Below are 26,313 nucleotides of genomic sequence, written 5' to 3' on the forward strand. Positions count from 1 at the left end.
ACGCCCGGCACACCCACCCGATGCCCACCCTGACCCAGGTGGGCAAGCCGACTGCGCCGCTCGACGTCAACGGCCAGCGCATCATCAACGGCTCCCCCGGCATCGCCGCGAGCGACCTGGCCACCGTCGGACAGCTGGGGCAGTCCCTGCTGGGCTGGCTCAACGTCAGGGACTCGGCGTACGGCGCCACGGGCAACGGCACGACGGACGACCGGGCCGCGATCCAGGCCGCCATCGACGCGGCTCCCGACGGCGGCCTGGTCTACATGCCCGAGGGCGTGTACGCCCTGGGGGCGCCGCTGGTGCCCCGGCCGGGAGTCACCCTGCGCGGGCCCCGGGCGTCCATGATGGACGTCGCCGACATCACCGACCCGCTGTGCTTCCTGCAGCCGCTGCCGTCCTTCGTCGGCTCGGCGCTCCTCCTCTTCAAGGACCAGGCCTCCGGCGGGTACGCCAGCATCCCGGCCGAGCACCGCCTTGAGAACGTGATGCTGGAGGGCTCGACCCTCGACGGCACGAAGCCGGTCGACGGGATCTTCGCGGCGGGCAACATCCAGAACATCCGGCTGGCCAACGTCACGATCCGCCGCATGTCAAACAACGGCATCGTCACCGGCGGCGTCGGCGACGTCTTCCCGTACTCGTGGCGCATGACGAACGTCATGCTCGACAACTGCCGGGCCAACGGCATGCTCGTCACGCGGATGACCGACCTGACGATGATCGAGTGCCAGGCCATCGGCAACTGGGGCCGGGGCCTGGTCCTGTCGAACATCGCCAACAGCCAGATCGTCGGCGGCCGGGCGGAGTGGAACGGCAGCCACGGCGTGCACATCACCGGCGCCTGGGGCAACGGCACCGGCTCCGGCGGCATGCAGGCGACGTCCTTCTCCACCGACCGCAACGGCGGCCACGGCGTCCTGGTCGACGCCACCGGCAACGCGCCCATCAGCATCAGCAACCTCGCCACCCGGCGCGACGGCCGCAACGGCGGCTCCGGCGGCGGCGGCCTCGCGGGCCTGGCCGTCATCGGCGCGACCATCCCGGTCATCGCCAACACGGTCACCTGCTACCCGGGCGTGGACGACGACGGCTCCGGCACCAACTCGCCCGACTACGGCGTGCACGTGTCCGGCTCGGCCAGCGTCCAGCTCGACGGCATGTACCTGCACGCCGCGATCGAGGGCCTGCACGACGACGGCACCAGCACGATCATGAGCGTGGGCCCCACCCTCGTCACGGCGACCGGGCCCACGACCTCCACCGGCCGCACCGTCGACTCCCGCTACGCCTCCGCGCTGCGCCTGACCGGCTCGCCGGGCGTCACCTACGTGGTGTCCTCCCAGGCGCCTCCGGCCGAGCAGGGCCGCGCGGACTACATCTGCGACGGCGTCGCCGACGACGTGCAGATCCAGGCCGCGATCGACGCCGTCCTGACCCAGGGGCGCGGTGAGGTGCTGCTGAGCGCGGGCACCTTCAACCTGGCGGCCCCCATCCGGCTGGAGGGATCCGACGACGTCAACGCCGAGGCCGACGCCCGGCTGCGCGGCATGGGCCCGAAGAACACCACGCTGTACGTCAACAACGGCGTGGCGTCGGGCCTGAACCTGACGAAGGTCGTGCGCGCCCACGTCTCCGATCTGGGCCTGAACATCCGGGGTGCGAGCCACGGTGTGGCGTCCTCGACGACCAACGGCGTGAACAGCGGCCACCGCAGCTTCTGGCACTCCAGCTTCAAGAACATGCAGGTCGTGGGCCCGTGGAACGGCACCCACACCGGGTGGGCATTCCACCTCGGCTCCCCGTTCCGCTCCGTGATGGAGAACATCGAGGTCGGCGGCACCGGCAACGGCATCCGGCAGTTCTCCGAGCACGCCGACTTCAACCCCGGCGACTGCCAGTGGACACGCGTGTTCGTCGAGATCTACGGCAACAACGGCTGCGCCTACGAGATCGACTCGGCCGTCTCCGGCGGCTCGATGAACCAGATCGAGTTCTCCATGGTGGAGGCCATCGCCAACGGCACCGGCTGCACCGGCATCCGCCTCAAGGGCCTCACCTCCACCGCGCACTGCCACTTCCGTGGCGTCAACCTGGAGCAGTTCGACACGCTCCTGGACATCCCGCGCGGCACCGGCAACACCTTCCGCTTCAACTACATCGAGCTGCGCGCGGGCGCGGCGGGCCTGACGGCGTTCAACTTCGCCGCGCCGTCGTACAACAACGCGGTGCTCTCGACCGGCCTGCTGTACGCCTCGACCTCGTGCAAATTGTTCACCGACGCCAACACCGCGCTGCCCGGCCAGCCCAACCGGGTCGAGAACGTCCGCTTGTTCGCCGAGACCGGCGCGAACGTCACCTCCACGGAGAACCCGGCCTACACCACCGTGCGCTCCAACATCGTCGGCACCGGCGGCGTCGCCACGCCTCCCAAGCGCGGCATCATCGTGCCGGACGGCTGGGGCCGGTACTGGAGGCCCAAGCGCAACGCGGCGGCCACCGGCGGCAAGGCCCGCATCGTTGTCGTCGGCGGCTCCTCCAGCCAGGGCTTCTACGCCTCCAACCTGCACACCGGCGGCTGGGTGGGCAACATGCGCACCGCGCTGCAGGCGAAGTACGGCAACGGCGGCTCCGGTTTCTTCTCCACCTCCCGCTCGGCGCAGAAGCTGAATGGCGCGGGCGACGCGGCGGCCCTGGCGGCCTGGACGACCGCCGGGTGCATCGCCACCTCGACCGGCACCTGGACACTGGGCGGGTCCCTGTTCGGGCCGGGCTTCACCTACCTGTTCGCGGACACCACCGGCGCGAGCCTGACCTTCAAGGTCACCGGCACCATCGTGAAGATCTACACGGTCTCCGGCAACGGCGCCCGCCCGGCCTTCACGTACAAGATCGACGCCGCCGCTGCCGTCAGCGTCCCCGACAGCGGCATCTCGGCCTCCAACATCCAGGTGACCACGGTGGCCGGGCTGGCCAACACCGAGCACACCGTGGTGCTCACCTGGAACGGCACCGCGACCGGTACCGGGCAGAACTTCTCCGTGTGCGGCGTGGCGGGCGAGAACACGACCGGCATCGTCGTCGACAACAACGCCAAGGCCGGGGCCTCCTCGGGCAGCTTCGTCACCGGCGCCACGACCGGCGCCAGCACCCCGCTCGGCGCGGCCTGGAACGGCGGCGAGGCCAACCCGTGCGACCTGCTGATCTACACCGCCGGGCCGAACGACGCGGCCAACAACGTCGCCCCGGACGTGTGGATGGCGAACGTCGCGAAGTTCATGAAGGCCGTCAAGGACACCGGCGTCCAGACCGGCAACACCGACATCATGATCGTCGTCCCGCACCTGGGCGTCCACGACGTGACCAACTTCGTCTACGCCGAGTACGCGAACCGGGCCGCCGCGATCGCCGACACCTACGGCGCGGCCGTCGTGAACCTGTGGCGCCTGGGCGAGAACAGCTGGAAGTACTGGTCCGACCTCGGGTACTGGGGCGACGCGAACAGCCCCGGGGCCGCCGTCGGCACCGACTCCGTCCACCCCAACGACGCCGGATACGCCCACATCACCGGGCACATCCTGTCCGTCGTCGACTCCTGATGCTGTCCCTGGACGCCTGACCCTCCCAAGGGGTGAGATCTCGACCCCTGGGGAGGAACCCATGACAGCAACTCCCGACTGGCGCCGCCTGACCGACATCGTGATGGCCGTCCCGGAGCGCATCTACGAGGGCTGGAACTCCAAGGTCGGCTACAACAACCTCACCATCTTCGGCAAGCAGTACGGCTGGGACGGCGTCGCCTGGTGCGTCATGTACGACTGGTGCATGTACGAGGACGCCAAGCTGGAGAAGATCGTCCCGAAGGTCGCCTCCGTCTCCGTCTTCACCGACTGGGCGAAGAGGAACAAGCAGTGGTCGGCGTACCCCTCCGTCGGCGCCTGGGTGAACTTCTCCAACGGCGGCCACACCGAGCTGGTCATCGGCTTCGACGAGACGTACGTCTACACCAAGGGCGGCAACTCGATCGTGGCCGGGGCCGCCGACGCCGGGCAGGGCAACGGCGTCTGGACCCACAAGACCGAGCGCCGCGCGGCCCGGATCGTGGGCTACTTCGCCCCGAAGTTCCCCGACGGCGTCTGCCCGCCCACCGCTGACCCGGCGGACCCTCGCGGCGGCAAGGCCGTGAAGTCCTGGCGCTACAGCAAGGCGGCTACCACGCCGTCCACCGGCACCCCGAAGCCGACCCTGCCCGCCTTCCCCGGCCGCTCGTACTTCCTCCTCGGAGCGAAGAACAGCCACGCCAAGCAGCTGCAGACGTGGCTGGCCAAGGGGAAGTTCGGCCCGGCGTACAAGGTCGGCCCGTCCGAGACCATGTCGCAGATCGACATCGACAAGGTCAAGGCCCTGCAGAAGCACTTCGTGTCCGCGCTCGGCCCGGCCGACGGCCTCTGCGGCCCGAAGACCTGGCAGTACGCGTTCGAGGTGGCGAACGGCCTGCGCAAGAAGTAACCCACCGTGACGGCCCCGGATTGCGACCTTTCGCCAATCCGGGGCTTTCGCGCTGTCGCGGGCCGAGTCACCACAGTCCAAGGGGTGAAGGACATATCACCGAGGAGTTGCGCATGAATCAGCCTGACCCCACGAGTCTGGGCGACCTGTGGACCATGATCCAGCGTGACTCGCAGCTCACCCGTGACGCCGTGAAAAGAGAACTGGACGACGTAAAGAAGCGTCTGGACACCTTCGTCACGAAGGACCACTTCGAGGCCGAGAAGCGCCTGCTGGAAGCCCGTATCCAGCACGCCGAGCAGGCCCTGGCCACCCTGGAGCGAGAAGCCCGGGAGCGCGCCCAGGGCCGGGCGCAGAGCCGCCGGGAGTTCGTCTACAAGGGGATCATCCCGGCCCTCGCGCTGCTCGTCGCCGTGATCTCCATCATCGTCGCCGCGAAGTAGCCCCTGTCCGCCGGGCCCTGACGAGGGCCAAGGGGCGAAGAGAACCCCCGAGGAGGACCACAGTGGGCATCCAGCCTGACATCCCGCAGCGTCGCACACACCAGACGCTGGGCGTGCAGCGCCTGGCCGTCCACGCCGAGGACTGGTGGGACTTCAAGCCGGGCCAGGCGGTCCAGACGACCGACGGCCTGCCGGGCACGGTCAAGGCGGTCCTCGACGGCCCCTTCCCGGGCTCCGAGGAGTACCAGGTCGAGCTGGACCGGGGCATGGGCGGCGGCGCCTACACGGCCAGCCAGCTGAGCCCCGCGTCGGTCGCCACGGCAGCCCTGGAGCAGACGGCGGCGGCGGACTATCCCGAGCTGGCCCAGATCCTCACCGAGCGGCCGGACCCGGCCGGGGTGCAGGTCTACGCCGCCAAGGGCAACCCCTTCGCCGACAAGGACGACTCGGACGACGAAGAGCCCGAGGACGACGGCGGCGACGACGACAAGGACGACTCGGACTCCGATGACGATGACGAGGAGGAGGACGACTCCGACGACAAGGACGACGACTCCCCGCCGTGGGTGAAGAAGGACGCCGCCTCCGTCTTCGCCTCCCTCATCGTCACGGCGGCGGCCGACGCGGACTTCCGCTTCCAGGTCACCTCCGCCTGGAAGGACGTCGTCACCAAGGCCAAGCGGATCCGCGCCGAGGGCGGCGTCCGCGTCACCCTCGCCTCCGACGGCCTGGTCTTCGCCGAGGTCAAGGGCGACACCGAGGTCTACGAGGCAGGCCTGCAGCGCCTGCCGAACAAGCAGGCCGTGCACTCCTGGTCGTGCGGCTGCAAGTGGGGCGCCTACCACTGGGGCGCCGACGACGACTTCAGCAAGTTCTCCGGCCGCATGTGCTCCCACGCGCTGGCCCTGCAGTACGAGGCCCAGTCCCGGGGTATGTTCGGCCGCAACGTCGGCATCGACGAGACCCGCCCTCACTGGGTCCCCCGCAAGGTCGTCGTCCGCTACGACATCGACGCCGACCAGCACCGCCTCGCACCGTCCACGGCCGCTCGGCGCGAGGCGGCGGTCAACCCCCACGGCATCTACCTGCGGTTCGGCGACTGGTCGCATGACGAGCGGTCCAACAACAACCTCACGGGCGGCAAGGAGGACGGGGTCAGCGTCTACGACCTCGACCACAGAGGCAACCCGATGGACCCCGACCCCGAAAATGAGACCGACCACTGGCCGAAGGAGGACATGCACGGCCGGATAGGGAAGGCTCAGGCTGACAGAAAGTGGGGCGATGACCGGCCCCACCAGCGTGCCCACCTCGTCACTGGCGACCACGTGGGATTTGGCGCAGACAACGAGCCCCTTCTGCAGAACGTAGAGCGCGTCGGCGACTGGATGGACCACAGGCACCACTTCATCCCAGAAGCCAACCCGCACCCCCTCGCCCGCAGCGAGGACCACGAAGACTACGAGCCGCCGGAGGTGCCTCCCAGGCATACCCACGTAGCGATCCTGGCGTCACCCCCACTCGACATCGCAGCCCACTCAACCGTGGCGGCCGGTGAGACTCGGGAGGAGGTCGAGCTGGCGCTGGGCGCGATTGGGGTGACTGCCTCGGTCGACAGCCCCTTCGGGGAGCCGTCCGGCACCGCCTATCAGCTGCCGAAGGCGCCGGGTGCGACGTCGCCGAAGTTCCCCTGGGAGAACCCCGCCTCGGCCGGTCCGCTTGCGGCGGCCGACCCGGTGGGCTGGAACCGGCGGCTGCCGCTGGAGTCGTTCGCGGCGCTGGACGACCAGCACTCGATTTTCGAGCCCGGCGGCACGGAGGCCGAGCTGAACGAGGAGCCGGAGGGCGCGCTGCCGTCCACGGACGGCGTGCAGCTCCCCTCCGACGACGAGGCACTGTCGCCGTCCATCGTGGCCGGGGCCGGTCTGCAGCGCCACGCGCTGAAGGACTTCACTCTCGCCCAGCGCGAGGAACTCATCAACGAGGGAGAGGGGGTCCGGGCCGCCAACCTGGACCTGCTGAAGATCGAGGGCACCCACTACGCCGACCTGGAGAGCATCCTGGCGGCACAGGAGGACGACACCACATGGCTGAGCTGATCGCGGGCGACGACATCCCCCAGGAGGCCGTCCGGCCCGGCTCCATCGACCCCTTCGGCGGCGACAGCCAGACCTTCACCTGGGGCCGCGACGTCCAGGTCGGCCAGCTGCAGGCGGAGCTGGACGCGGAGGTCGGGCCGGAGGTACGGATCGTCGTGGCGTTCCCGAGGGACGGTGAGGGCGAGGTGGTCGCGGTCGACGCGCAGAACCCGCTGACCGTGTACGTCACGCCGTCCTCGGCCGACGTGGCGGCGGTGCGCCAGCTGATGGGCGCGCACAAGCCTGACCCGTACTTCGGCATGTCCGACGAGGAGCGCCAGGACGCGCAGCTGCGTGAGAAGATCGCGGCCGGACAGGATCTGACGCAGCAGGAGATGCAGCGGGCGTTCCGCCTGCTCGTCGCCTGACCCGAACACGACGAAGGCCCTCCCCATCGGATGGGGAGGGCCTTCGTCGTACGGTCAGGCCGTCACGCGGCTGCGCCGGTTGAACTTGCCCATGACCACGGGGTCCCGGAGCGTCTTGCAGATCGGCAGGAAGATCCGTGTGGTCGCCAGCGGGTCGTCGGCCGGGGTGAGGATCGGGCAGCCCGGGTTCTCGGAGTGCGGCTTGCTGCCGCTGCGCTTGTAGTAGATGGCCATGTGCAGCATGTAGGCAGGGACGGCGTACTCGGGCAGCCCCAGCTCCCGGGCGGTCGCGGTGGCTTCGTTGCGCAGCTCTTCCGGGAGGTAGGAACGAAGGTGTATGGCGGCGTCGCAGATCTCGGTGACGCGGCGGTCCAGCCGGTGGTCCAGCCGCCTCCAGTTCCAGACGTCGGAGGTGTGGCGGTACAGCCGGTCGATCAGCCTGAAGAGTCTAGGGAAGCGCGGCAGCAGGTGGTCGACGGCCCACTGCTCTCGCCGGTTGAGGTAGATCACGGTGGGCACGGCGTAGGTGAGGGTTCGCCACATCGGCCGCAGGTCGTTCATGGCCTCGTGCATCCTGACCCTCAGGGACATCCGCTCCCACAGCGGGACGGTGACGCCGAACAGGGTGAGGAGGACGAAGCCGGAGAGCGCGAAGGCGGAGGCGACCTCGACGAAGACGTCGCCGCCGAGGAACGGCTTGTCGAACAGCCGCACGACCAGATATCCGATACGCAGCAGAGCATAGGTGGTGCAGAACAGGCAGCCGACCGCCATGGCCTTCATGCCGCGCACGAAGGCGTTGCTGACGTGCGTGGCGCGGCTGGCGGAGGAGAACATCGCGGCGGCACAGATCGTGCCGAAGACCTGGTACGAGTAGAACAGGATCAGGTGCATCGAGCCGCCGAGGTGACCGGCCTGCAGGAAGAGGACGTTCTCACTCTCGCCGGGGACCCGGATGGTGTACGGAAACAGGACGATGCTGGCCAGGATGACCAGCGCGGTCACCACGCGCCGGAGGCGGCTGGTGATGAGCCTGCGGTAGAGGGGCTCAGGCTTGCCGTCCATGCGACCCGGAACCACGGTGGAGACCCACCGGAGCATGAGGGAGATGGTGCACAGGCCCAGGATCCGTTTGACCAGCAAGGTCCCGTCGTCGAGGTGGGTTGCCTGGTCGACGAAGGTCTCGACGTAGCTGATGCGCAGCGCCATGGTGGCGTCCAGGGTGAGCAGGAAGAACCACAGGGAGCGGCTCTTGCTGTTGCGGACGGCGGCGGGCAGGCGTCGCAGGACTTCGAGGCTCAGCGGGACGACGGAGATGAAGGAGACAAGGTCAGGTGGTGTGGCGGTCACCAGTACTCGTTTCGGGTGTCGAGGCTCTCTTGCAGATTGCCGATCAGGCTGGCGCCCGGAGGGAGAGTCCGCGACAGCCAGTCTTCCGCGTAGTAGCTGAAGGCCTCCGCATGCTGTTCTCGCGGATCGCTGAAGTCGGTGCGGCACATCGCGTCCGCCCACAGCCCGGAGGTCTCGCTGGCGGGGCAGACGCTCTGGAACAGCCGGACCATGTCCTTGAGGCCGATCGGGTCCGGGTTGTCCCCGTTGACCATGTGGCCCAGCTCGTGCGCAACTATCCGGCGCTCGTGCATGCCGGACGCGCCGGGATGGATCCAGACAAGGTCCACGCCGTCGGCGGTGAGCCACATGCCGCTCGGGCCGAAGGGAGAGACGACGTTAGCGTCGCGCTGGAGAACGAGACGTTTCCCTCGCACTTGACGGGTGTACTCGCGCAACAGCAGCTCAGGGGTCCTGGGTTGGGCTGGAAGGACGAGGCCCTGGAGAGCCTTGTCCCAAACGTTCTTCTTGTCCCGGCCCAGCCTGAACTTCACAGCGCCCCCTCGTGTCTCAATCCCGCCCTTGCCATATTCGGCCTCCAGCGTATGCCAAGGGGCTGACAGTGGCGGCTCAGGAAGCGGAATTTCCCTTGGCGCGCTTGATGACCTCCAACTGCATGAGGATCATGCCCCTGGCCTCCCTCGGGTCCATCTCGCTGGCTCCCCGCATGAGGGCCATAGCCAGTTGCGGAGCGTCCTCCTGCCCGGCCTCCTTCATCGTCCTGACGAGCTGGGCGACGACGACCATCAGCTCGACCTCGTCCTCAAGGACCGACGTCTCCGGGGTTCGCTCGTCGCCCTCGAAGAAGTAGGCGGGACTGATCTTGAAAAAGAGAGCGAGGTACTGCAGGACGTTCTTGGTCGGGTTGCGCCGCCGACCGTTGAGCATGTCGTTCAGGTACTGGCGGTTCAGCACCGGCCGCTCAGATTGATGCCTCTCGGCGTACAACCTTGAGACGCCCTCGGCGATCTCACCAATGTCGTACTGCTTTTTGTCTTCCCGGAGCTTGAGGTACCTCAGCATCCGGAGTTTGTTGGCGAGCGGGCCAAGCTCGGGCTCGTACACGGGCGGCTGCATCAGTCGCCCTCCCCTCATTTAAAAAAGTTGCCCCCACGGATGTCTTAAGTATAGCGGCGATGTCGACATCAGCGGCACGACCCCCCAGAAGTTGAACTTTCTCGCGTCTGAAGTTGACACGGACGGAGGTGCGGGACGTACGATTCCGTTCACTGGCAGGAAGCAGACAGACGGACGGATGGGGGCAGGGTGACGGTCGCGACGCATGAGGCGGACACCTCTCCGTTCCTGTCCAGGAGCGGAGTTGCGACGGCAGGGAGTGAGACCACTCACTCGGCCCGAGGAGCACTCGTGGTGCAGACCCCCGCAGTCGTCCGTACGATCACCCCCGTCATCGCGGGTGGGATCATCTCCTTCTTCGCCGCCCGTGGCGTCCAGGTCGACGGCATCGGCCGCGACTACCTGGCGTCCGGCCTCACGATCGTGATCACGGCCGCGTACTACCTGATCCCGCTCGTGCTCGAATCTCGCTGGCCCAAGATCGGCGTCCTGCTCGGCTCCACCGCCAGGCCGATGTACCCAGGACGACACCGTAGGGCCAGCCCCAGTCCGGCGACCGCCACGTCGGACAGCTCCGGAAGAACAGCCGTAGACCGCCAACTGCCGCTGAAGTAGACCGGAGGTAGGACCCCGGCCGACCACACTTCCCTACCCAGGAAGGTCGGCCGGGGTCCTCTCATGTGCAGCGGGAGAGGGCTGCTCTCGTCTCGATAACGGCGCCGGGGCCGAGAGGTAGCGGCTTCTTCGCTGCAGATTCTCGACGGGATGTCCGGTGGCCGGATCAGGCCCGCCAATACGTTAACACCGGCCTTACGTAATTCCCCGAGGGGCTCCGTCCTCTCCACGGCTCCTACACAAACCACGTCTGCCCTCAATACGCAGATGCATGCCGTCCTGTTCAGAACCGTTTGAACCTCCTCAAGGGGCGAGGGCGCACCATGCGCCGCCGCCCGCTCAGGAGGACCCGGTGTGCTGAAGTTCGCCACGGCCCAGATCATCGCCGCCAGCCTCGGCGACCAGCAGCGTGTCACCAAGGCGGCTCACCGGGCCGTCTTCCAGTACGACGCGCGGCCGGGCTACCTGTACGTGCGCTCTCGGGCGATCTCCTCGCGGTGCAACGACAACTGGGACGAGTTCCCCGCCGACGAGATCGCGGCGTCCTACCGGACGTTCGTCGGCAAGCCGGTCTTCGTGAACCACAAGAACGACAACCACCGCAGGTCGCGCGGCGTGATCATCGACGCGGCCCTCCACGAGGACAAGAACCCCGACGGCTCGGCCGACACCTGGGCTGAAGTCCTGATGGAGATCGACGCCAAGAACTTCCCCAAGCTGGCCAAGGCGATCCTCAAGGGCGAGATCGACCGCACGTCGATGGGCTGCGACGTCGAGCGCTCCGTGTGCTCCGCCTGCGGCAACGTGGCGACGACCCCGGCCGAGTACTGCGCCCACATCCCCGGGCTGAAGGGCAAGCGGATCTTCCGGCACACCGCGTCCGGCCAGCGGGTCGGCGAGCTGGTGCGAGAGACCTGCTACGGGCTCAGCTTCTTCGAGAACTCGGTCCTCGTCGAGCCCCCGGCCGACCCCACCGCACACTTCCTCGGCGTGGACTCCTCCGGCCTGGGCAAGGCCGCGTCGAAGGCCGCCGCGATCGATTTCAGCGAGTTCGACCACGAGGACGATCTGAAGGAGGAGCCGGACGAGGAGGAGAACAAGGCGCACACCCCCACGCCTGCCTCCCAGCCCGCCCAGCACCCGGCACCGGCCGCGCCGCGCGTCCCGAACGAGGGCACCGCGCACGACACTCAGCGACGTCGTGACGTCGTGACCCAGTCGAAGCCATTCGAGCCGCTCAAGCCGAGCCTGAACACCCTGCAGGCCGAGGCGGGAAGCTACAGGGTCGACCACGAAGCCCCCACCGCCGAGACTGGGCACCCGCTCCACGAAGTCAGCGAGCACGCCCCTGACGACCATGTCAGCATCTACCGCGCAGTCCCCCAGCACATCTCCGAGATCAACCAGGGCGACTGGGTCTCCACGCACGGAAACTGGACACAGGAGCGCGCCGACTCCAGCAAGGGGTGGCACGTCCTGCACGCACGCGTCCCAGCCCGGCACGTCCACGTAGACCGCACGAGCAAGGACACCGACGAGGCTGGCTACCAGGGCCCTTCCTTGCGCGGCCCCGGCGTTGGCCGCTCTACCCACGGAGGCGAGTGGGACCAGGGGCGTCTCTTCGAGGGGAGTCGAAAGACGGCGGCCGGGCCGCAGTTCGAGAACCCGGCCGATCACCCGTGGTTCAAGCAGGCCAAGCTGAGCCATGAGCACGTCCTGAACCACTGGAACCAGGCCACCGACGAGGAGAAGAAGCAGGGCGCCCGCTGGTACTCCGATGCACACCACGTCGCCAGGTCGATCGCGAAGCTGAACCCGGACATCACCGACGACAAGGAGGCCGCGCACAAGGGCGCCGGTGTCCTGTCGGCGTACAGCCCGCAGCAGAACTGGTGGGCCAACCAGCACAACGCGGCGAGGAGCTTTGTCGATAAGAAGGCTGTCGGCAAGGGGGAGGGGTTGATGGTCATGTCCTCTCACGCCAACGCCGCTCAGCGGATTATGGACGGCGAGGACCATCAGAAGGTCCTCAAGGGTCCCAAGACGGCTGATTTCGCGCACCTGATCGAGCACGCCGGGAACAAGCCCCAGGGCGACGAGGACGCCGCAGCGGGCAAGCCCCGCGAGCACTCCGACAAGGTGGTCGTCGACCGGCACGCCTTGTCGGTCGCGGCCGGGCGGCGCCTCAGCGCGGACGACTCCAAGGGGTTTCCGTCCGGCAACCGGCACTACTACGAGCACGCGGCCTCGCACTTCCGCACGGCCGCAGCCGTCATCTCCGACCGCGAGGGGCGCAAGGTGGCGCCGCACGAGGTGCAGGCGACTACCTGGCTGACCCGCCAGCGTCTGAACGCGTCCGAGGACGAGAACTCACCGGGCGGCAAGGGGCGCCAGACCGTGCAGCGCAACCAGCGCGAGCAGTGGAGGGGCCTGGCCGGTGAACACACCCCGCATCTGCAGGATGAAGGGAACTCCCACGTGGCCACAGTCATTGACGCCACGTGCATCGACCACGACGGCACGATCCGTGCCGAGGCGTACGGGGAGGTCAAGGCGCCGCAGGACGTGGACACGCTGCGCGAGGAGAACTGCCCCGTCTGCGGCGACAAGGACACCTACGACGGTCAGTCCTGCCAGATCTGCGGGTTCATCAGCCCGCCCGCCCAGTTCCGCGACCCGGACCTGGACATGGCCAAGCGCCTGGACCTGCGCAAGCAGGTCGTCGATCCCTCCCTCGTCGACAACAACGGGGAGCTGCAGCGCGTGGACGAGGGCGGCGACGCCATGCCGCAGGACGGGCAGGACCCGAACGCGCCCGTCGACCCCAACGACCCCACCGCGCAGGGCGACCCCAACGACCCGAACTCGCAGTTGATGGATCCCGACCAGCTCGACGAGAACGGCCTGCCGCCGTCCCCGTACGGCGACCAGGCCCTGGACGGCACGCAGCAGGGCCCGGCGGTCTCCGACCGCAACGGCGACGGCATGATCCAGCCCCACGAGATCGACATGGACGGCAACGCCAACGTCCAGCAGGACGTGGTGGACCCGGGCCAGGGCGGGCAGGCCGGGCCGCGCGAGCTGCCGGGCTGGGGCAAGGACCGCACCGGCGACTCCTTCACCCCCGGACCGGACATGCCCTACCGGCCCGACGACCCGTCCAACCCGAACGACACCCTGGGCCAGGACGACGACGACCGCGACCAGATGGGCATGCCGACCTCGCCGATGATGGGTCGGCCCGGCGACGGCATCGCGGACCTGATGTGCGGCAGCTGCGGCTTCGCGGCCGACGCCACCCCGCCCCAGAGCCAGAACATGGGCGACCCCATGGCGTCCACCGACGGCGTGGTCGACGGCGACGTCTGCCCCAGCTGCCAGCGCGGCCAGCTGCTGACCCCCGGCGAAGTCAACTCGACCTATTCCCAGGCTCCTGCTGTTGAGCGTCCCGCCTACAGCTGACAAGGGGTGAAGACCGCCCACGGTGCCCGCCGTGAGCGCCCGTCTCAGAAGGAGATCAGTATGAGCCGACCGCTCATGGCAGCTCTGCAGGCGCAGCAGTCCGTCATCGACGAGCTGCGTGCCAACAACGCCATCCTGGGTCAGCAGATCGCGCTCATCGCGCGTCTGGCCGGTGTCAGCACCGAGGTCAACGCGATCGGTGCCAAGACGGCCGACATCGCCAACCCGGCCCAGCCGATCCCGGACCCGGGCGAGCAGGCGCCCTCCGAGACCACGGAACAGGCCGCCACTCCCGAGACCAACGACGACGTGCGCAGCCCGGGTCAGACCGGCAACTCCACGCAGGGCGTCCCGGCCGCGTCCACGGACACCGCGCTCACCCCCGGCGGTACGCTCCCGGCCGAGCCGTACGGCAACCTGCAGGACGTCACCGCGCCGGTCTCCGGTACCAACACCGGCGAGCTGAGCCCCGAGCAGACCCGCATCGAGACCGACGTCCGCGTCGACAACCCGATGGTGCCCGACGTCGCGTTCCCCTGGACCATCTCGGACAACCAGTCCAACAGCAACCCGCCGAGCACCGGCGAGATGAGCCACACCAGCAGCGGATCCCCCAGCCGCACCCACGCCTGCCTGCGGCTGGCCCGCCTGAAGGTCCAGGCCGGTATCGCCACCGGCGACGACCTCACCCTGGCCGCCTCCCTGGAGGCCGACACCGGCCTCACCGACCAGCTCATCAACCACGAGATCAGCATCCTGACCGGTGTCGTGCGCACCGCGACCAGGACGGTCGCCCCGGACGCCCCGGCCCCGCGCACGGTGCGCTCGGCCGCCCGCGTCGCGCCGTCCCTGGCCTCCCAGTCCACGGCCACCAGCACCGCCCGGGAGCACATCGCCGACGGCGACATGTTCCTGTAAGCCCCCCATGGCAACGGGCCCGGCCACAACGGCTGGGCCCGTTGCTGTACCCGGCGCAGAAAATTCCTTGCCAACTCTCCCTGTCTCGTACCCATCAGCCGCCCGTAGGGGGTGAAAGCGGCCTGCCGGTCCTGGCAGCCAGCCGAGACACAGGAGGGCTCGCACATGATCCGCGTCCGGGCGGCCAACGCCCACATCAAGCGCACGTTCCGCCCGACCTACGCATGGACGCAGGCGACCCCGAAGGCGGCCTTCCTCGACCCGGCCTGGGACCGCAGCGTCCTGATCTACCCGGGCATGGTCCTCATGCGCAAGGGGGGCGAGCTGGTCAGCCTGATCGACGGCACCGGCCTCCCCTACGGCTTCGCGGCCGACTACGTCGGTGGTGACGGCTTCGACCCGCTGCTCGACGTCGGCGTGAACGCCACGGCGGTCTGGGTCTTCGGTGCGGACGCCGAGGCCGAGATCCTCGCCCCCGCGTTCGACTCGACCCTCACCTGGACCGACCCGACCAACGGCACCGAGCTGCTCGTTCACGCGCAGACCACCGGTGCCAACCGAGGCAAGCTCGTGCCCGCCGGAACCTCCGGCGCCTCCTCGCAGCCGGTGGCACGCCTGCTCAAGGTCAACAGCCCCAGCAAGATCACCATCGGCGGCCTGCGCTAAGCGCGCCCGAGAGCCGAGCGAGAGGAACGAGAAAACACCATGACCGCAGCGCTCCACGCTGGGCACAAGGGCGGCGTCACCGCCAAGAAGAGCGACGACTACGTCAGCGACATCATCAGCCGCCGCGAGAGCCAGGGCAACGCCCCCCTCTCCACGCAGGCCAAGATGCAGCGCCTCCAGTCCGTCGTCTCCGACCAGACCAACGGCATCAAGCGCCTGGGCGTCGGCATGATCGGCCCCATCCAGCTCAAGCTGCGCTACCAGGGCATCACCCGCAACGTCCTGGTCGAGGACCCCTGCACCCCGGGGACCCCCGTCGAATACGACGTGTGGGATGACCTCGGCCAGGCGTACATGATGTCCGGTACCGAGGGCGAAGTCCGCATCACGCCGTTCGAAGGCAAGCGGATCCAGGTGCGGTTCTTCCGCATCGCCTCGCGCCCGGCGATCCGCAAGGAGGACCTCCTCTACCTGCGGATCAACGCGGTCGAGCAGGCCCAGGACGAGACGAAGCAGGCGATTCTCAAGCAGGAGGACTCGCGCCTCGTCACGATCCTTCAGGCGGCCATCGCGGACTACACGGGCCGCGCCGACCACACGGTCACGCCGAACCACGTCGTGACCGAGGCGAGCGGCTACCTGACCCCGGGCTCGCTCTACTCGGCGGTCTCCCTGACCGACATGCACGAGCTGCAGTCCAGCCGCATCCTGATCAACCCGATGGACTACCGGGACATGTACCGGTGGGACATCAACCAGACCGGCTGGGCTTTCAAGGACCGCGTCGTCGCGGGCGAGACGATCACCTCGTTCGGCGAGTTCCAGATCCAGCGCTCGATCGTCATCCCCCAGGGCGAGACGTTCCTGACGCCGGACCCGCAGTTCCTGGGCGTCTTCCCGGTCCTGTACTCCCTGGACGTCGAGGAGAACCACCGCGTCGAGTCCTTCTGGAAGGGCTGGGTCTTCGACGAGATGATCTCCATGCTCATCCTCAACCCGCGCGGCCTGGCCAAGATCGTCAAGTCGTAACGGCCGATGCAGGACCAGACGCCCCGGGGAGAGATCCCCGGGGCGTCTGGCATGATCGAACAGCAGAGGCCCCTCTCTCATCAACAGTGAGAGAGGAGCCTCTGCGTGCCTGCCATACCTTGGGGGTGGGCCGCCACGGTTAGCTCGGGGTCTTCGTCTGTGCAGGCGGACGGACGAACCTCGCGAGCCCCTCACCCCCGAGGGGGTAAGGGGATCACTCGATGGCGCGCTGTGGGCTGGTCATCTCGGCGGGTGACATGTTTTCACTCTGACACATTCGCAGCACGATGTGTAGTCGATCTCTCCATTTTAGTAGCCCTGCGATTGTTTTTAGCCAACCTGCTGTCCCCGGGCGCGTCGCCCGCCTTAGGGGGTGAGGGTTTGTGGTGGGCCCTCGTGCGGCTCCGTTCTCCGGCCGCCCACTCAACCCCCGGACTCCCTTCCGGGGGTTGAGTGCTGTCCGGGGGCCGGTGGCGCCACCAAGGGGTGACGGATGGCTTCGTGTCCTCATCCCCTAGTTCTGGAGGCAGTCATGCAGGTGCAGCGGATCCAGGTCAGCAACCCCTCCCCGGAGGTGGTCGTCCTCACGCCGGACCCCGAGAAGCCCAAGTCGTACCTCCGTTTCGACGGCAAGGGCGATGTCGAGGGCGGTGACGTGCAGTTCCTTGCGCGCGACACCGTGCTGCAGACGCCGGTCATCAAGGCGGTCAAGCGGGGTGTGCTGACGATCGACACCGATCTCGGCGGCGACGAGGAACTGGAGCTGCTGCTGCGCGTGACGCCCGGCGCGAGGGTCGACCGTACGCCGAGGGCCCTGACGGCCACGCGCGTGGTCTACCAGTACGACGACGAGGCCGAGGTCTACAACCGCGTCGAGAAGGACATCCCCGTCATCGTCGAGCCTCTCGTAAGGGTGTGACCCACGCATGAGCATGAGTGACAACGAGCGGCGGCTGCTGTTCTCGGGAACCCTGGACACCTCGGGCATCGGCGGCGGCCCGCACGAGTTCCTGGCCGAGGTCTCGGAGGCCTGGGGCGAGCCGGGCCTGGAGCCCGAGGTGGAGCCTGAACCTGAGATTCCCGGCTGGTCGGATGCGACGCCGGACGGCAGCGAGCACCGAGTGCCCGAGAAGCCTGCAGAGCCCGCCGCGCCTGCGGTCAAGCAGACGGCGGCGCAGAAGCGCGCGGCGGCCAAGAAGGCCGCATCCACGGAGCAGGCGCCCGCGCCTGCTGACAGCTAAGAGAGGGGGCTGCGATGGCCGCGACGGATCAGAGCAGCACGTACGAGACTGACGGTGCCATCGGCACCAAGGGCGCTCCGGTCCCGGCTCCGGTCCCGGTCACGCAGCCCGACACCAGCGGTGTGGGCCTGGTGAACAGCAACGGCTGGGCCCCGGCCAACACGGGCCTGACGGAGTCGCCGGAGACCCTGGCGTCGACCGTCGTGAGCGTGGAGCCGCCTTACAAGGCGCCTCCCGGCCCGGTGCCCGGCGGCAACAAGGACACGACGCTCACGGACAGCCCGGTCGGCAACGGTACGGACGGCAACGCGCTGAACGCGGCGCTGGCCCTGACCGGAACCCAGGAGACTGGCTCGTTCGGGGCGGTCCCGGCCGGATCCGCGCTACTGCCGGTCGCTCCGGCCGCGCCGACGCTCATCTCCGGGGACCGCTTCGTACGGGTCTCCTGGGCGGCCGTGGCCGACCCGCACGCCTCCGCCAAGGTCACGCAGTACGTCGTCGAGGGCGACACCGGCGGCCACACGTACGCGCCGCGCGCGGCCAGCCCGACGGTGAAGGTCGAGAACGTCACCGGCGGCCGTCCGCAGAAGTACCGGGTGGCGGCCGTGAACAAGAACGGCCACGGCCCCTTCGGTCCGTGGTCGGTGGCGTCGGTGTCGCCGACGAACGAGGACCTGGTGCGGCCCACGTCGCTGGCGGCCGACAACGCGGTGAACCCGATCTACCGCCAGGACGGCACGATCGTGCCGGGCTCGTACGGGCGCCCCACCGCCCCGGGCAAGCCGACGGTGGCGGCCGGTGCGACGACCACGGCCAACGTGACATGGACGGCGCCGACGTCCGGGCAGCCGTCGGGCGGCTACGACGTCAAGGCGTCGTCGGGCCAGACGGTCCACGTCGGTCCGGCCCTGCTCACGGCGAACGTGCCGGGCCTGACGCTCGCGGCGTCGGTGACGTTCACCGTGACGGCCGTGGGTCAGCTGGCCTCGACGGTGTCTCCCGCGTCGAACGCGTTCACCGTGGTTTAGGCGGTGTCCGGGCCCGGAATTACCGCCCGGACCAGAGCGCCAGAGTGAATCCGGATACAAGAGCCCTGACCGCGACAGACAGCCCCGCTCCATGACTCCGGAGCGGGGCTGCTTGCTGTTCAGGCGCCGCCTGCTGGCCGAAGGGGCGGAAGGCGACCGCGAGGAGACAAGGCATGTCCGGTACGACACCCAGGCTCGGCCTGAAGACGTTCGATCAGTCCGACCCGTTCCTGCGGGGGGACTTCAACGACAACTCGTCCCGCATGGACGCCTATCCGGGCGCCTTCATCTGCACGTCGGCGTCGCGCCCGGCCTGGGGTCCGGCCCAGTCGGGCATGCGGATCTACGAGACCGACACCCGGCGCGAGATGGTGTGGACGGGCACGGCCTGGCGTGAGCCCCTGCCCGCGCCGCCGCTGTGGCCGGGGTACGTGCAGCCCGAGATCTCCATGGGCCACGACACGCACGTCTACTACAAGCTCGCCACCTTCAACGTGAACCGGCCGGGCGCTCTGTACGTCGACATGTCGGTGACGTTCCAGGTGCAGTCGCTCTACACCATGAACGCCCACATGCGCCCCCAGGTGGACGGCAACGACTGCTCGCTGGGCTCCGGCACGGCGTCCTTCATGCGCGTGCCGCAGACCAACACCTCGGGCACCGGCTGGTCGCGGCAGTGGACGGTGCCGGTCCAGGGCCTGCGCGCGGTCGGCGTTGGCTCCCACAACTTCGGCCTGCACTTCTTCACCACCCCGACCTCCGTCACCAAGCAGGGCTCCCTGCGCCTGGTGAGCGCGCGCGGTGTCGCCCAGCTGGTCAACAGCTCGGACACGTGATGGACGAATACACGGACAGGGCGTACGTATCGCGGTACAGCGCGGCCGAGTTCGGCCTGCGGGTCATGCGCCAGGGCGTGCCGGGCGACGCGGACGGCACGGTCACGGCAACGCTGGTGCACGACAACACGGCGGCCACGGAGGTCTTCTCGCGGGAGCCCGACCACCCGGCGACCGGCGAGTACACCGTGCGCCTGACGTCCAAGGAGACAGCCACCGTCGGCCCGTACATCCTGGTGTGGGAGTACCAGGTCGACGGCACCGCCGAGGAGTGGCGGGTCTGGCTGGAGGTCGGCAAGTCGGCCCCCGAGTACGACCCTCTGGTCGAGGACATGAAGGGGATCATCGAGACGACGTGGAACCGGTTCAGCGACCTGTTCGATTTCGCGACCGAGGGCCCTCACCTGCAGACGTACATCCAGTCGAACTTCGGGCGCAACCGGCTCGCGCAGCTGCTGCGGATCGCGGTCGGCCGCCTCAACACGGTGGCGCAGCCCTTCCAGTCCTACACGATCGACGGTGACGGCGGCGCCTCGTTCCCGGTCGCCCGCTGGGGCTCGCTGCTGGAGTCGGCGCTGTACGTGGAGTGCCTGCGGCACCTGATGCGCTCCTACGTGGAGCAGCCCGAGGTGCAGTCCGGCTCCGGAGTGTCCCGGCTCGACCGGCGGGACTACCTGGACCGCTGGGGGATCATCCTGCAGGGCGAGGAGGCAATCCTCAAGCAGCAGCTGGACCACTTCAAGATCGCGAACATGGGGCTCGGCCGCGCCCGGGTCCTCGTCTCCGGCGGAGTCTGGGGCCGCTGGGGTCCGACCCGCATGCCGCTGTCCGCCGCCGCCCGGCCGCGCTGGCTCACCCGGATGTACTGAGAGGGAAATCTGATGGCTTATACCGTCGTCATCAAGGCGGGGCTGACGAACGTGGTCCTGCCCAACGGCACCATGTACCAGGCCGGTGACACCGTCATTCTGACCGACGAGCAGTTCGGCGTGATGCCCGCTGCCACGAAGACGGCTGTGCTGCAGTCCTCGGTGATCGTCGCCGTCCCGGCGAGCTGATGTCTTACGTGCGCGGGCGCTACGTCCGCAGCCAGCAGAACTGGGCGGTCGAGCAGGAGCGGCTGCGTCACGAGCAGGCGCTGTGGTCGCTCGGCGAGAACGTCCTCTTCTGCCTGCTGTGGACGGCCCGGGACCACGACGAGGGCCTGGTCGGCCTGTGCCCTACGTGCGCCAACGACCGCGTCTCCAAGGCCTACGGGCAGCCGTCGCGGAACAAATGCCCGGACTGCTTCGGCACGCGCTTCGAGGGCGGCTTCCGAGCACTGATCGTGCGCCCGGCCATCTTCACCGACGCCGACGACAGCCAGTCCTTCACCGCGCGCGGCGTCGTGGCGCCGCAGGAGGTCCACCTGGAGACCACCTCGGACTTCCGGGCACACTCCGGGGACTACGCGATGCGGGCCACCGGCGAGCGCCTGCAGCTGCGCGCGCCGCAGCGCACCACCCTGCGCACCGGCTTCGGCACACCCCTGCAGAGCGAGGACGGCACCGCCTACAACCTGTCGCGCGCGGCCGTCGAGGACTCCACATCGGTGGCCTACGACATCCCGCCGGACACCGACTCCCTCGTGACGATCCTGTCCCGATCCGGGGCGGTACCGCCCACTTTCGGCGATGTGGAAGTAATTCGGGCTCCGCTAATTCCGCTGTACGAGCGAGACTGAGCGGCGTACCCGCCAAGAATCCACCATGTGAGGCCCCGTTGACCCAGATCACCATCCGCAACGACGTCACCGCCGAACTGGTCAAGCACGCCGCCGAGGACACCGACGTCACCTTCGCCGCCCGCGTCTCCACCATCGGTGGAGAGAGTCGCTTCAACGAGGCGACCGAGGAGGACAGCGGCCTGATCAACTACCTGATGCGCGACCGGCACGGCAGCCCCTTCGAGCACAACTCGATGACCTTCTACGTCGAGGCGCCGATCTTCGTCTTCCGCGAGTTCATGCGCCACAGGGTCGGATTCTCGTACAACGAGGAGAGCGGCAGGTACAGGAAGCTGGAGCCGGTCTTCTACGTCCCTGCGCCGGACCGCAAGCTCGTCCAGAAGGGCAAGCCGGGCCGGTACGAGATGGTCGAGGGCACGGAGGAACAGTTCCTCATGACCCGGGACCTGCTGGCCGAGAACTCGTACGAGTGCTACCACATGTACCTGACGCTCCTGGAGGCGGGCGTCGCGCGCGAGGTCGCCCGTGTGGTGCTGCCGCTCAACACCTTCAGCTCGATGTACGTCACCTGCAACGCGCGGTCGCTGATGCACTTCCTGGGCCTGCGCACGACGCACCCCGACGCGAAGGTGCCGTCCTTCCCCCAGCGGGAGATCGAGATGGTGGCCGAGCTGATGGAGGCCAAGTGGGCCAAGCTGATGCCGCTCACCTACGAGGCCTTCAACAAGAACGGCCGCATCGCACCGTAGACACACCGAAGGGCACATCCGTCTTTGACCCTTGGGAAGAGGCTCCGGATGTGCCCTTGGAGGACGTGCCCCATCCCTGAGACACGTTCGGAGCCTAGCACTGTCCATGCCCTCCCGGTCGCCCGAAGAGGTGACGGGAGGGCGTTGTCATGCCGCAGGCTGAAGTCGCCGAGGTGCACCTGGTCACGCACCCGGACCGCATGATCATGATCGAGAAGGACCTGCGCCCCAACCAGGCGCGCGCGGCGGCCCGGGATGCAGTGCGTCTGGCCCGGCGGGCGATGCCGAAGATGTCGGGCGCGGCGGCGCGCGGAATGCAGCCGCTGTACGGCAAGGGGTACTTCGGGATCTCATGGTCGACCGAGATCGTCTGGTACCAGGACCACGGCACGAAGCCGTTCACCATGCGGAGCCTGGCCGGGAAGGTCATCCCGATGTGGATCGACGACCCGACCGGCCAGGAGCGGCGCGACAACCCGAAGGCGAAGACCCGGGTCACGGAGTCCGGCAAGATGCAGGTGCTGATCTTCCGGCGGGCGGCGCTGATCGGCCAGCGCAAGAAGGTCTACAAGCGCGACCCGAAGACCGGCCTGAAGGTCCTGGTGTCCGACAAGCCCGCCTCGTACCCGGGCGCCCCTGGCCGGATCGCGTGGCGGGAGGCGTCGCGGCCGTGGACCCGGACCGGCAAGCGGCCGGGCGCGATCCACCCGGGCAACGTCGGCGTCCGCTGGCGCCACCCGGGGCTCAAGCCGCGCAGCTTCCTGAACACGTCGATGACGGCCGCCGCGCAGAAGGCGGACATGCTGCCGTCGCGGGTCTACATCGCCGACAAGGGATGGCGGAACTACGTCCGCCTCCATGGTGAGGAGTTCAAGTGAGGGTGTTGGGGACTTTTTGGCGAGCCGTACCCTAACGCTTCGCTGTCGCCCGGCGGACCGAGAGGTGGGCGGCTGCGTCCGTTGGCCGTGAGTCCCACTGCGCGGCTGAAGGTGCCCCAACTGCGGCTAAGCACCGGCAGGCTACCACGCGTGAGCCTGTCCGCCCCTTCTCCCGCGCCCCAAGGGGTGACGGAGGAGAGGCGCACGTGTATGTGACCAGGGTCAAGACGCTGCCGATCGAGGCGCTGCACGCGGCGTTCGACGATCAGTACCCCGTGGCGGAGTTCCGGGGGCTGCACTGCAGCCTGGAGTATCCCGTGCGGGCGGTGAACCTGCCCGAGGTGTGGGTGCGCTACTCCGACTCGGCGCCGCTGCGGCAGTCCGGCGTCGCGCACGTCGAGGACGAGCACCCGGTCTCCGGCGGGAAGATCGAGCCGTACACCCGCTGGCGTTTCGAGGGCTCGTGGGAGTTCGTGGTGGTGGCGCTCTCCAGCGTCGAGCGGGACCGGGTCTACGACGAGCTGATCTCGACCATCGCCTGGAGCGGCTTCGACACGGTGCGCGGCCGGTTCCGCAAGTACCTGGAGACCAACGACCTGATCGACCTGACCGTGCGTACGGACCAGATCGAGTCGACCGGCGAGAACGCGGAGCCCGGCACGCCGTGGGGTACGGACGAGGTGCTGTACGAGCGGACGCTGAACGTTGACCTGATCGGCGACTTCGTGCCGAACCCGCAGACCGGCGTCATCGTGCCCCTGTCCAGGATCCAGGTCGTGCCGACGGCGGACCTCTCTCTCGACACCGAGGCGCGCGGCGAGGGCTTCGACGCCTGGCACTAGGGCCAGAGCATGGGCGCTTCCTCCAGCAGCTGGCGCTTGAGCGCCGGATTGACGATGGAGATGATCATTTCGATGCTCGCGGAGCTGGCAGCAGGCCACAGGATGGAGCGGGCCTTCGCATACTTCGCCTCCAAGCGCTCGCGCTGTGCTGGGGAGAGCGCTCGGACTCGGTCAGGACGGCTGTTGTGGGCGTTGTCGGCGATCTTCACCAGCGTGGCGTCACGGTCGGTCGCGATCCGCTTCAGCTTCTCTGTGTAGGACCTGTCGTCGTTCGTGACGAACTCGACGATCCTGACGACGGAGGCCGGAACGCCACGCTGCAGGAGCCGCTCGAAGGTCCAGGGGGTGTCTTCGACGATGTCGTGCAGGAGCCCGGCCATCTGCAGCTCCCAGCCGAAGGGGGCAAGACCGGCGGCCACCGCGCGGACGTGCTCGATGTACGGGACGCCGATCTTGTCGGTCTGGCCAAGGTGGGCCTCTGCGGCAAAGCCGTCTGCTTCTTCGAGGGTAATCACACCTCATTGAACTACCAGAACTACCAGCTCAACTACCAGGAATTACCAGATTAGTAGTTGAACCCCGAAAGCCCTCCCCGGGCCGCCAAGCACTGGGGAGGGCTTTCTCTGAACAGAGGCCGCCAAGCACTCCGTTCACCATCGTTGTGGGCCAAAACTAGCAGGGGTTGCTGTCCGTCAGGACCACTTCGCCCCAAGGGGTGACAGCTGACCGACGCGACTGGTGGGTGGCATGCCCGACATCTCTTCCTCGACGTACACGCCGCCTGGCGTCTACGTCAGCGACGAATCGACTCCGGCGGTCACCCCTCGGTCGGTAGCGACCTCCACGGTGACCATCATCGGCCCGGCCCTGGGCTACGAGACCTTCTCCGAGGTCGTGTCCGTTTTCTCGGCCTCGTCCACGGCGCTGGCGCAGCAGGGCATCTACGCCACGGCGGTGACGGGGCCTCCGGCCATCGCGGCGCCGGTGGTGCGCAACCTGGCTGGCCTGCTCATGGTGTACGGGGACGACTACACGTTCGAGGTCGTGGCGGGCTCCGGCTCGGCCTCGGCGGCCATCACGCGGATCAAGCGCCTGTCCGGCGACGAGGATGACCTGACGGCGCCTTCGCCGAACGGCCTGGTGGACGGTGCGCAGGTGCGGGTCACCTACGCGTTCACCAACCCGTCCTACTACGAGCCGACGCTGCACGAGGACTACGACCAGATCGTGTCCATGTACGGCCCGGCTCTGGTGTCGACGGCGCCTGCCAGCCCGACGGCCTCCCAGGTCGCCTCGGCGCTGACCCTGGCGGCGAAGATCGCGCTGGAGAACGGTGCCGCGTCGGTCCTGTGCGTGCCGACGAACCCGGCCGCCGGTGACTACCGGGTACAGCTGGGCACGGCGTACAAGAAGATCGAGGTCGACTACCGGGCGCAGATCCTGGTGCCGCTCTTCGTGGACGGCGCGTACGACACCAGCACGGGCGCGAACATGGCCAACCTGCTGGCGGACGTGAAGCTGCACTGCGAGACGGCGGCGGCCGACGGGTACGGCCGGATCGCGTTCACCGGCGCACCCGCGAACTTCGACAACGTCGTCGGGCACGACGCGATGGCCATTCAGCAGGCCAGCAGGCGCCTGGTGCTGGTGTACCCGAACCGGCTCCTGACCTTCAACAGCGCGGTCAACGCCAGCACGGAGATCGACGGGTTCTACCTGGCCGCCGCTCAGGCCGGTCGGCTCGCCCGCAACCCGGTGGCTCGCGGGCTGACGCGGCAGTCGCTGACCTCGTTCACCGGCCTGCCCGCCACGGTGGCGCAGGCGATGACGAGGACCTTCCGCAACAACCTGTCTCGCGCTGGCGTCTCCGTCGCGGAGATCACGCAGGCGAACCAGCTGGTGGTGCGCCACGGCCTGTCGACCAACATGCAGGCGGTCCTGACCCAGGAGATCTCGCTGACCCGGGTGGGCGACACGCTCCTGCAGATGGTCCAGACGGGCATGGAGAACTCGGGTCTGATCGGTGAGCCGATCAACGCCGAGATGACCACGAACGTGAAGTCGGCGCTGCTGGGCCTGCTGGAGCAGGCGGTCGGCGACGCGGTCATCGTCTCCTACGCCAACGTGCTGGTGCGTCAGCTGAGCGCCGACCCCTCGATCATCGAGGCGACGTTCAGCTACAAGCCTGCGATCCCGATGAACTACATCGTCGTGAAGTTCTCCGTCGACCTGACGACGGGCGACACGACGGCCGAGGAGCAGACCGCGACTCCGTGAGCCACGCGCGGCGGGCGCTGACGGGCCGCCTGCCGCGCTTTCGAGAGGACCCCGGGGTGAGGGCCCCGGGGTCCTCTGCTGTCCGCTGCCGCGCTGCCCGCCGTAGGGGGTGAGACCTACGG

Annotated in this window: 25 protein-coding genes; 21 read left to right on the forward strand and 4 right to left on the reverse strand. The window is 68.4% G+C overall.

All coding sequences use genetic code 11. The features are described from left to right. Positions 1-20: 20 nt before the first annotated feature. The 5 genes from QFZ75_RS39060 to QFZ75_RS39080 all read left to right on the forward strand — a co-directional run bounded on the left by QFZ75_RS39060 (position 21) and on the right by QFZ75_RS39080 (position 7,458). Complete coding sequence (locus QFZ75_RS39060) at positions 21-3,599, forward strand: glycosyl hydrolase family 28-related protein (protein ID WP_307545213.1); 3,579 nt, start codon at positions 21-23, stop codon at positions 3,597-3,599. A 61-nt stretch (positions 3,600-3,660) separates the two neighbouring features. Further along, positions 3,661-4,509, forward strand: a complete 849-nt coding sequence (locus QFZ75_RS39065; protein ID WP_307545214.1) for a hypothetical protein — start codon at positions 3,661-3,663, stop codon at positions 4,507-4,509. Positions 4,510-4,622: 113 nt separating this feature from the next. Beyond that, positions 4,623-4,952 carry a hypothetical protein gene (locus QFZ75_RS39070; RefSeq protein ID WP_307545216.1) on the forward strand — a complete coding sequence of 110 codons (330 nt, stop codon included), beginning with the start codon at positions 4,623-4,625 and terminating at the stop codon, positions 4,950-4,952. 62 nt (positions 4,953-5,014) lie between these two features. Then, complete coding sequence (locus QFZ75_RS39075; RefSeq protein WP_307545218.1) at positions 5,015-7,051, forward strand: hypothetical protein; 2,037 nt, start codon at positions 5,015-5,017, stop codon at positions 7,049-7,051. After that, on the forward strand, positions 7,039-7,458 hold the full coding sequence (locus QFZ75_RS39080; protein ID WP_307545220.1) for a hypothetical protein: 420 nt from the start codon (positions 7,039-7,041) through the stop codon (positions 7,456-7,458). The genes QFZ75_RS39075 and QFZ75_RS39080 overlap by 13 nt, the downstream gene beginning before the upstream one ends. A gap of 54 nt (positions 7,459-7,512) precedes the next feature. Here QFZ75_RS39080 and QFZ75_RS39085 read toward each other — a convergent pair whose 3' ends face one another. From QFZ75_RS39085 to QFZ75_RS39095, 3 genes are all read right to left on the reverse strand, one after another. Further along, a complete protein-coding gene (locus tag QFZ75_RS39085; protein ID WP_307545222.1) occupies positions 7,513-8,808 on the reverse strand; it encodes a DUF6545 domain-containing protein in 1,296 nt (431 codons plus the stop codon). Further along, a complete protein-coding gene (locus QFZ75_RS39090; RefSeq protein WP_307545224.1) occupies positions 8,805-9,341 on the reverse strand; it encodes a hypothetical protein in 537 nt (178 codons plus the stop codon). The genes QFZ75_RS39085 and QFZ75_RS39090 overlap by 4 nt, the downstream gene beginning before the upstream one ends. A gap of 76 nt (positions 9,342-9,417) precedes the next feature. Further along, positions 9,418-9,912, reverse strand: a complete 495-nt coding sequence (locus QFZ75_RS39095) for a hypothetical protein (RefSeq protein ID WP_307545227.1) — start codon at positions 9,910-9,912, stop codon at positions 9,418-9,420. A 306-nt stretch (positions 9,913-10,218) separates the two neighbouring features. Between QFZ75_RS39095 and QFZ75_RS39100 the strand changes: the two genes are divergently transcribed. The 15 genes from QFZ75_RS39100 to QFZ75_RS39170 all read left to right on the forward strand — a co-directional run bounded on the left by QFZ75_RS39100 (position 10,219) and on the right by QFZ75_RS39170 (position 23,914). Further along, a complete protein-coding gene (locus QFZ75_RS39100; protein WP_307545229.1) occupies positions 10,219-10,539 on the forward strand; it encodes a hypothetical protein in 321 nt (106 codons plus the stop codon). Positions 10,540-10,893: 354 nt separating this feature from the next. Then, positions 10,894-14,001, forward strand: a complete 3,108-nt coding sequence (locus tag QFZ75_RS39105; protein ID WP_307545231.1) for a hypothetical protein — start codon at positions 10,894-10,896, stop codon at positions 13,999-14,001. Between the two features lie 60 nt (positions 14,002-14,061). Then, entirely contained in the window at positions 14,062-14,919 is an 858-nt protein-coding gene (locus QFZ75_RS39110) for a hypothetical protein (RefSeq protein ID WP_307545233.1), read from the forward strand. A gap of 165 nt (positions 14,920-15,084) precedes the next feature. Continuing rightward, a complete protein-coding gene (locus tag QFZ75_RS39115) occupies positions 15,085-15,585 on the forward strand; it encodes a hypothetical protein (protein ID WP_307545235.1) in 501 nt (166 codons plus the stop codon). Positions 15,586-15,624: 39 nt separating this feature from the next. After that, positions 15,625-16,614, forward strand: coding sequence for an HK97-fold major capsid protein (locus QFZ75_RS39120; RefSeq protein ID WP_307545237.1), 990 nt, complete (start codon positions 15,625-15,627; stop codon positions 16,612-16,614). Positions 16,615-17,146: 532 nt separating this feature from the next. After that, positions 17,147-17,533 (forward strand): hypothetical protein, encoded by a 387-nt coding sequence (locus QFZ75_RS39125; protein WP_307545239.1) that lies wholly within the window; start codon positions 17,147-17,149, stop codon positions 17,531-17,533. Positions 17,534-17,540: 7 nt separating this feature from the next. Beyond that, the gene (locus QFZ75_RS39130; protein WP_307545241.1) at positions 17,541-17,855 is read left to right on the forward strand and encodes a hypothetical protein; all 315 of its coding nucleotides are present in this window, start codon (positions 17,541-17,543) and stop codon (positions 17,853-17,855) included. Positions 17,856-17,869: 14 nt separating this feature from the next. Beyond that, the gene (locus QFZ75_RS39135) at positions 17,870-18,883 is read left to right on the forward strand and encodes a fibronectin type III domain-containing protein (RefSeq protein WP_307545243.1); all 1,014 of its coding nucleotides are present in this window, start codon (positions 17,870-17,872) and stop codon (positions 18,881-18,883) included. Between the two features lie 173 nt (positions 18,884-19,056). Then, entirely contained in the window at positions 19,057-19,719 is a 663-nt protein-coding gene (locus tag QFZ75_RS39140; protein WP_307545245.1) for a hypothetical protein, read from the forward strand. Next, positions 19,719-20,588, forward strand: coding sequence for a hypothetical protein (locus tag QFZ75_RS39145; RefSeq protein WP_307545247.1), 870 nt, complete (start codon positions 19,719-19,721; stop codon positions 20,586-20,588). The genes QFZ75_RS39140 and QFZ75_RS39145 overlap by 1 nt, the downstream gene beginning before the upstream one ends. 12 nt (positions 20,589-20,600) lie before the next feature. Further along, a complete protein-coding gene (locus tag QFZ75_RS39150; protein WP_307545249.1) occupies positions 20,601-20,777 on the forward strand; it encodes a hypothetical protein in 177 nt (58 codons plus the stop codon). Further along, positions 20,777-21,442 (forward strand): hypothetical protein, encoded by a 666-nt coding sequence (locus QFZ75_RS39155; protein WP_307545251.1) that lies wholly within the window; start codon positions 20,777-20,779, stop codon positions 21,440-21,442. Before QFZ75_RS39150 ends, QFZ75_RS39155 begins: the two co-directional genes overlap by 1 nt. Before the next feature lie 38 nt (positions 21,443-21,480). Beyond that, positions 21,481-22,194, forward strand: a complete 714-nt coding sequence (gene thyX, locus QFZ75_RS39160; RefSeq protein ID WP_307545252.1) for an FAD-dependent thymidylate synthase — start codon at positions 21,481-21,483, stop codon at positions 22,192-22,194. Positions 22,195-22,343: 149 nt separating this feature from the next. Next, positions 22,344-23,072, forward strand: a complete 729-nt coding sequence (locus QFZ75_RS39165; RefSeq protein WP_307545254.1) for a hypothetical protein — start codon at positions 22,344-22,346, stop codon at positions 23,070-23,072. A gap of 206 nt (positions 23,073-23,278) precedes the next feature. Continuing rightward, entirely contained in the window at positions 23,279-23,914 is a 636-nt protein-coding gene (locus QFZ75_RS39170; protein WP_307545256.1) for a hypothetical protein, read from the forward strand. Here the strand turns inward: QFZ75_RS39170 and QFZ75_RS39175 are convergent. Next, positions 23,911-24,429: an HD domain-containing protein gene (locus tag QFZ75_RS39175; protein ID WP_307545257.1), complete on the reverse strand. Its 519-nt coding sequence runs from the start codon at positions 24,427-24,429 to the stop codon at positions 23,911-23,913. The genes QFZ75_RS39170 and QFZ75_RS39175 overlap by 4 nt on opposite strands. A gap of 232 nt (positions 24,430-24,661) precedes the next feature. Between QFZ75_RS39175 and QFZ75_RS39180 the strand changes: the two genes are divergently transcribed. Next, positions 24,662-26,191: a hypothetical protein gene (locus tag QFZ75_RS39180; RefSeq protein ID WP_307545259.1), complete on the forward strand. Its 1,530-nt coding sequence runs from the start codon at positions 24,662-24,664 to the stop codon at positions 26,189-26,191. Positions 26,192-26,313 lie beyond the last annotated feature (122 nt).

Origin of the sequence: Streptomyces sp. V3I8 (assembly GCF_030817535.1) — a bacterium.
Taxonomy (GTDB): domain Bacteria; phylum Actinomycetota; class Actinomycetes; order Streptomycetales; family Streptomycetaceae; genus Streptomyces.

Excerpts from the sequence above, each read along its gene's own strand:
- QFZ75_RS39060 (WP_307545213.1), top strand. The coding sequence starts at position 21 with ATGCCCACCCTGACCCAGGTGGGCAAGCCGACTGCGCCGCTCGACGTC.
- QFZ75_RS39065 (WP_307545214.1), top strand. The coding sequence starts at position 3,661 with ATGACAGCAACTCCCGACTGGCGCCGCCTGACCGACATCGTGATGGCC.
- QFZ75_RS39070 (WP_307545216.1), top strand. The coding sequence starts at position 4,623 with ATGAATCAGCCTGACCCCACGAGTCTGGGCGACCTGTGGACCATGATC.
- QFZ75_RS39080 (WP_307545220.1), top strand. The coding sequence starts at position 7,039 with ATGGCTGAGCTGATCGCGGGCGACGACATCCCCCAGGAGGCCGTCCGG.
- QFZ75_RS39110 (WP_307545233.1), top strand. The coding sequence starts at position 14,062 with ATGAGCCGACCGCTCATGGCAGCTCTGCAGGCGCAGCAGTCCGTCATC.
- QFZ75_RS39115 (WP_307545235.1), top strand. The coding sequence starts at position 15,085 with ATGATCCGCGTCCGGGCGGCCAACGCCCACATCAAGCGCACGTTCCGC.
- QFZ75_RS39120 (WP_307545237.1), top strand. The coding sequence starts at position 15,625 with ATGACCGCAGCGCTCCACGCTGGGCACAAGGGCGGCGTCACCGCCAAG.
- QFZ75_RS39125 (WP_307545239.1), top strand. The coding sequence starts at position 17,147 with ATGCAGGTGCAGCGGATCCAGGTCAGCAACCCCTCCCCGGAGGTGGTC.
- QFZ75_RS39130 (WP_307545241.1), top strand. The coding sequence starts at position 17,541 with ATGAGCATGAGTGACAACGAGCGGCGGCTGCTGTTCTCGGGAACCCTG.
- QFZ75_RS39135 (WP_307545243.1), top strand. The coding sequence starts at position 17,870 with ATGGCCGCGACGGATCAGAGCAGCACGTACGAGACTGACGGTGCCATC.
- QFZ75_RS39140 (WP_307545245.1), top strand. The coding sequence starts at position 19,057 with ATGTCCGGTACGACACCCAGGCTCGGCCTGAAGACGTTCGATCAGTCC.
- QFZ75_RS39145 (WP_307545247.1), top strand. The coding sequence starts at position 19,719 with ATGGACGAATACACGGACAGGGCGTACGTATCGCGGTACAGCGCGGCC.
- QFZ75_RS39150 (WP_307545249.1), top strand. The coding sequence starts at position 20,601 with ATGGCTTATACCGTCGTCATCAAGGCGGGGCTGACGAACGTGGTCCTG.
- QFZ75_RS39155 (WP_307545251.1), top strand. The coding sequence starts at position 20,777 with ATGTCTTACGTGCGCGGGCGCTACGTCCGCAGCCAGCAGAACTGGGCG.
- QFZ75_RS39165 (WP_307545254.1), top strand. The coding sequence starts at position 22,344 with ATGCCGCAGGCTGAAGTCGCCGAGGTGCACCTGGTCACGCACCCGGAC.
- QFZ75_RS39180 (WP_307545259.1), top strand. The coding sequence starts at position 24,662 with ATGCCCGACATCTCTTCCTCGACGTACACGCCGCCTGGCGTCTACGTC.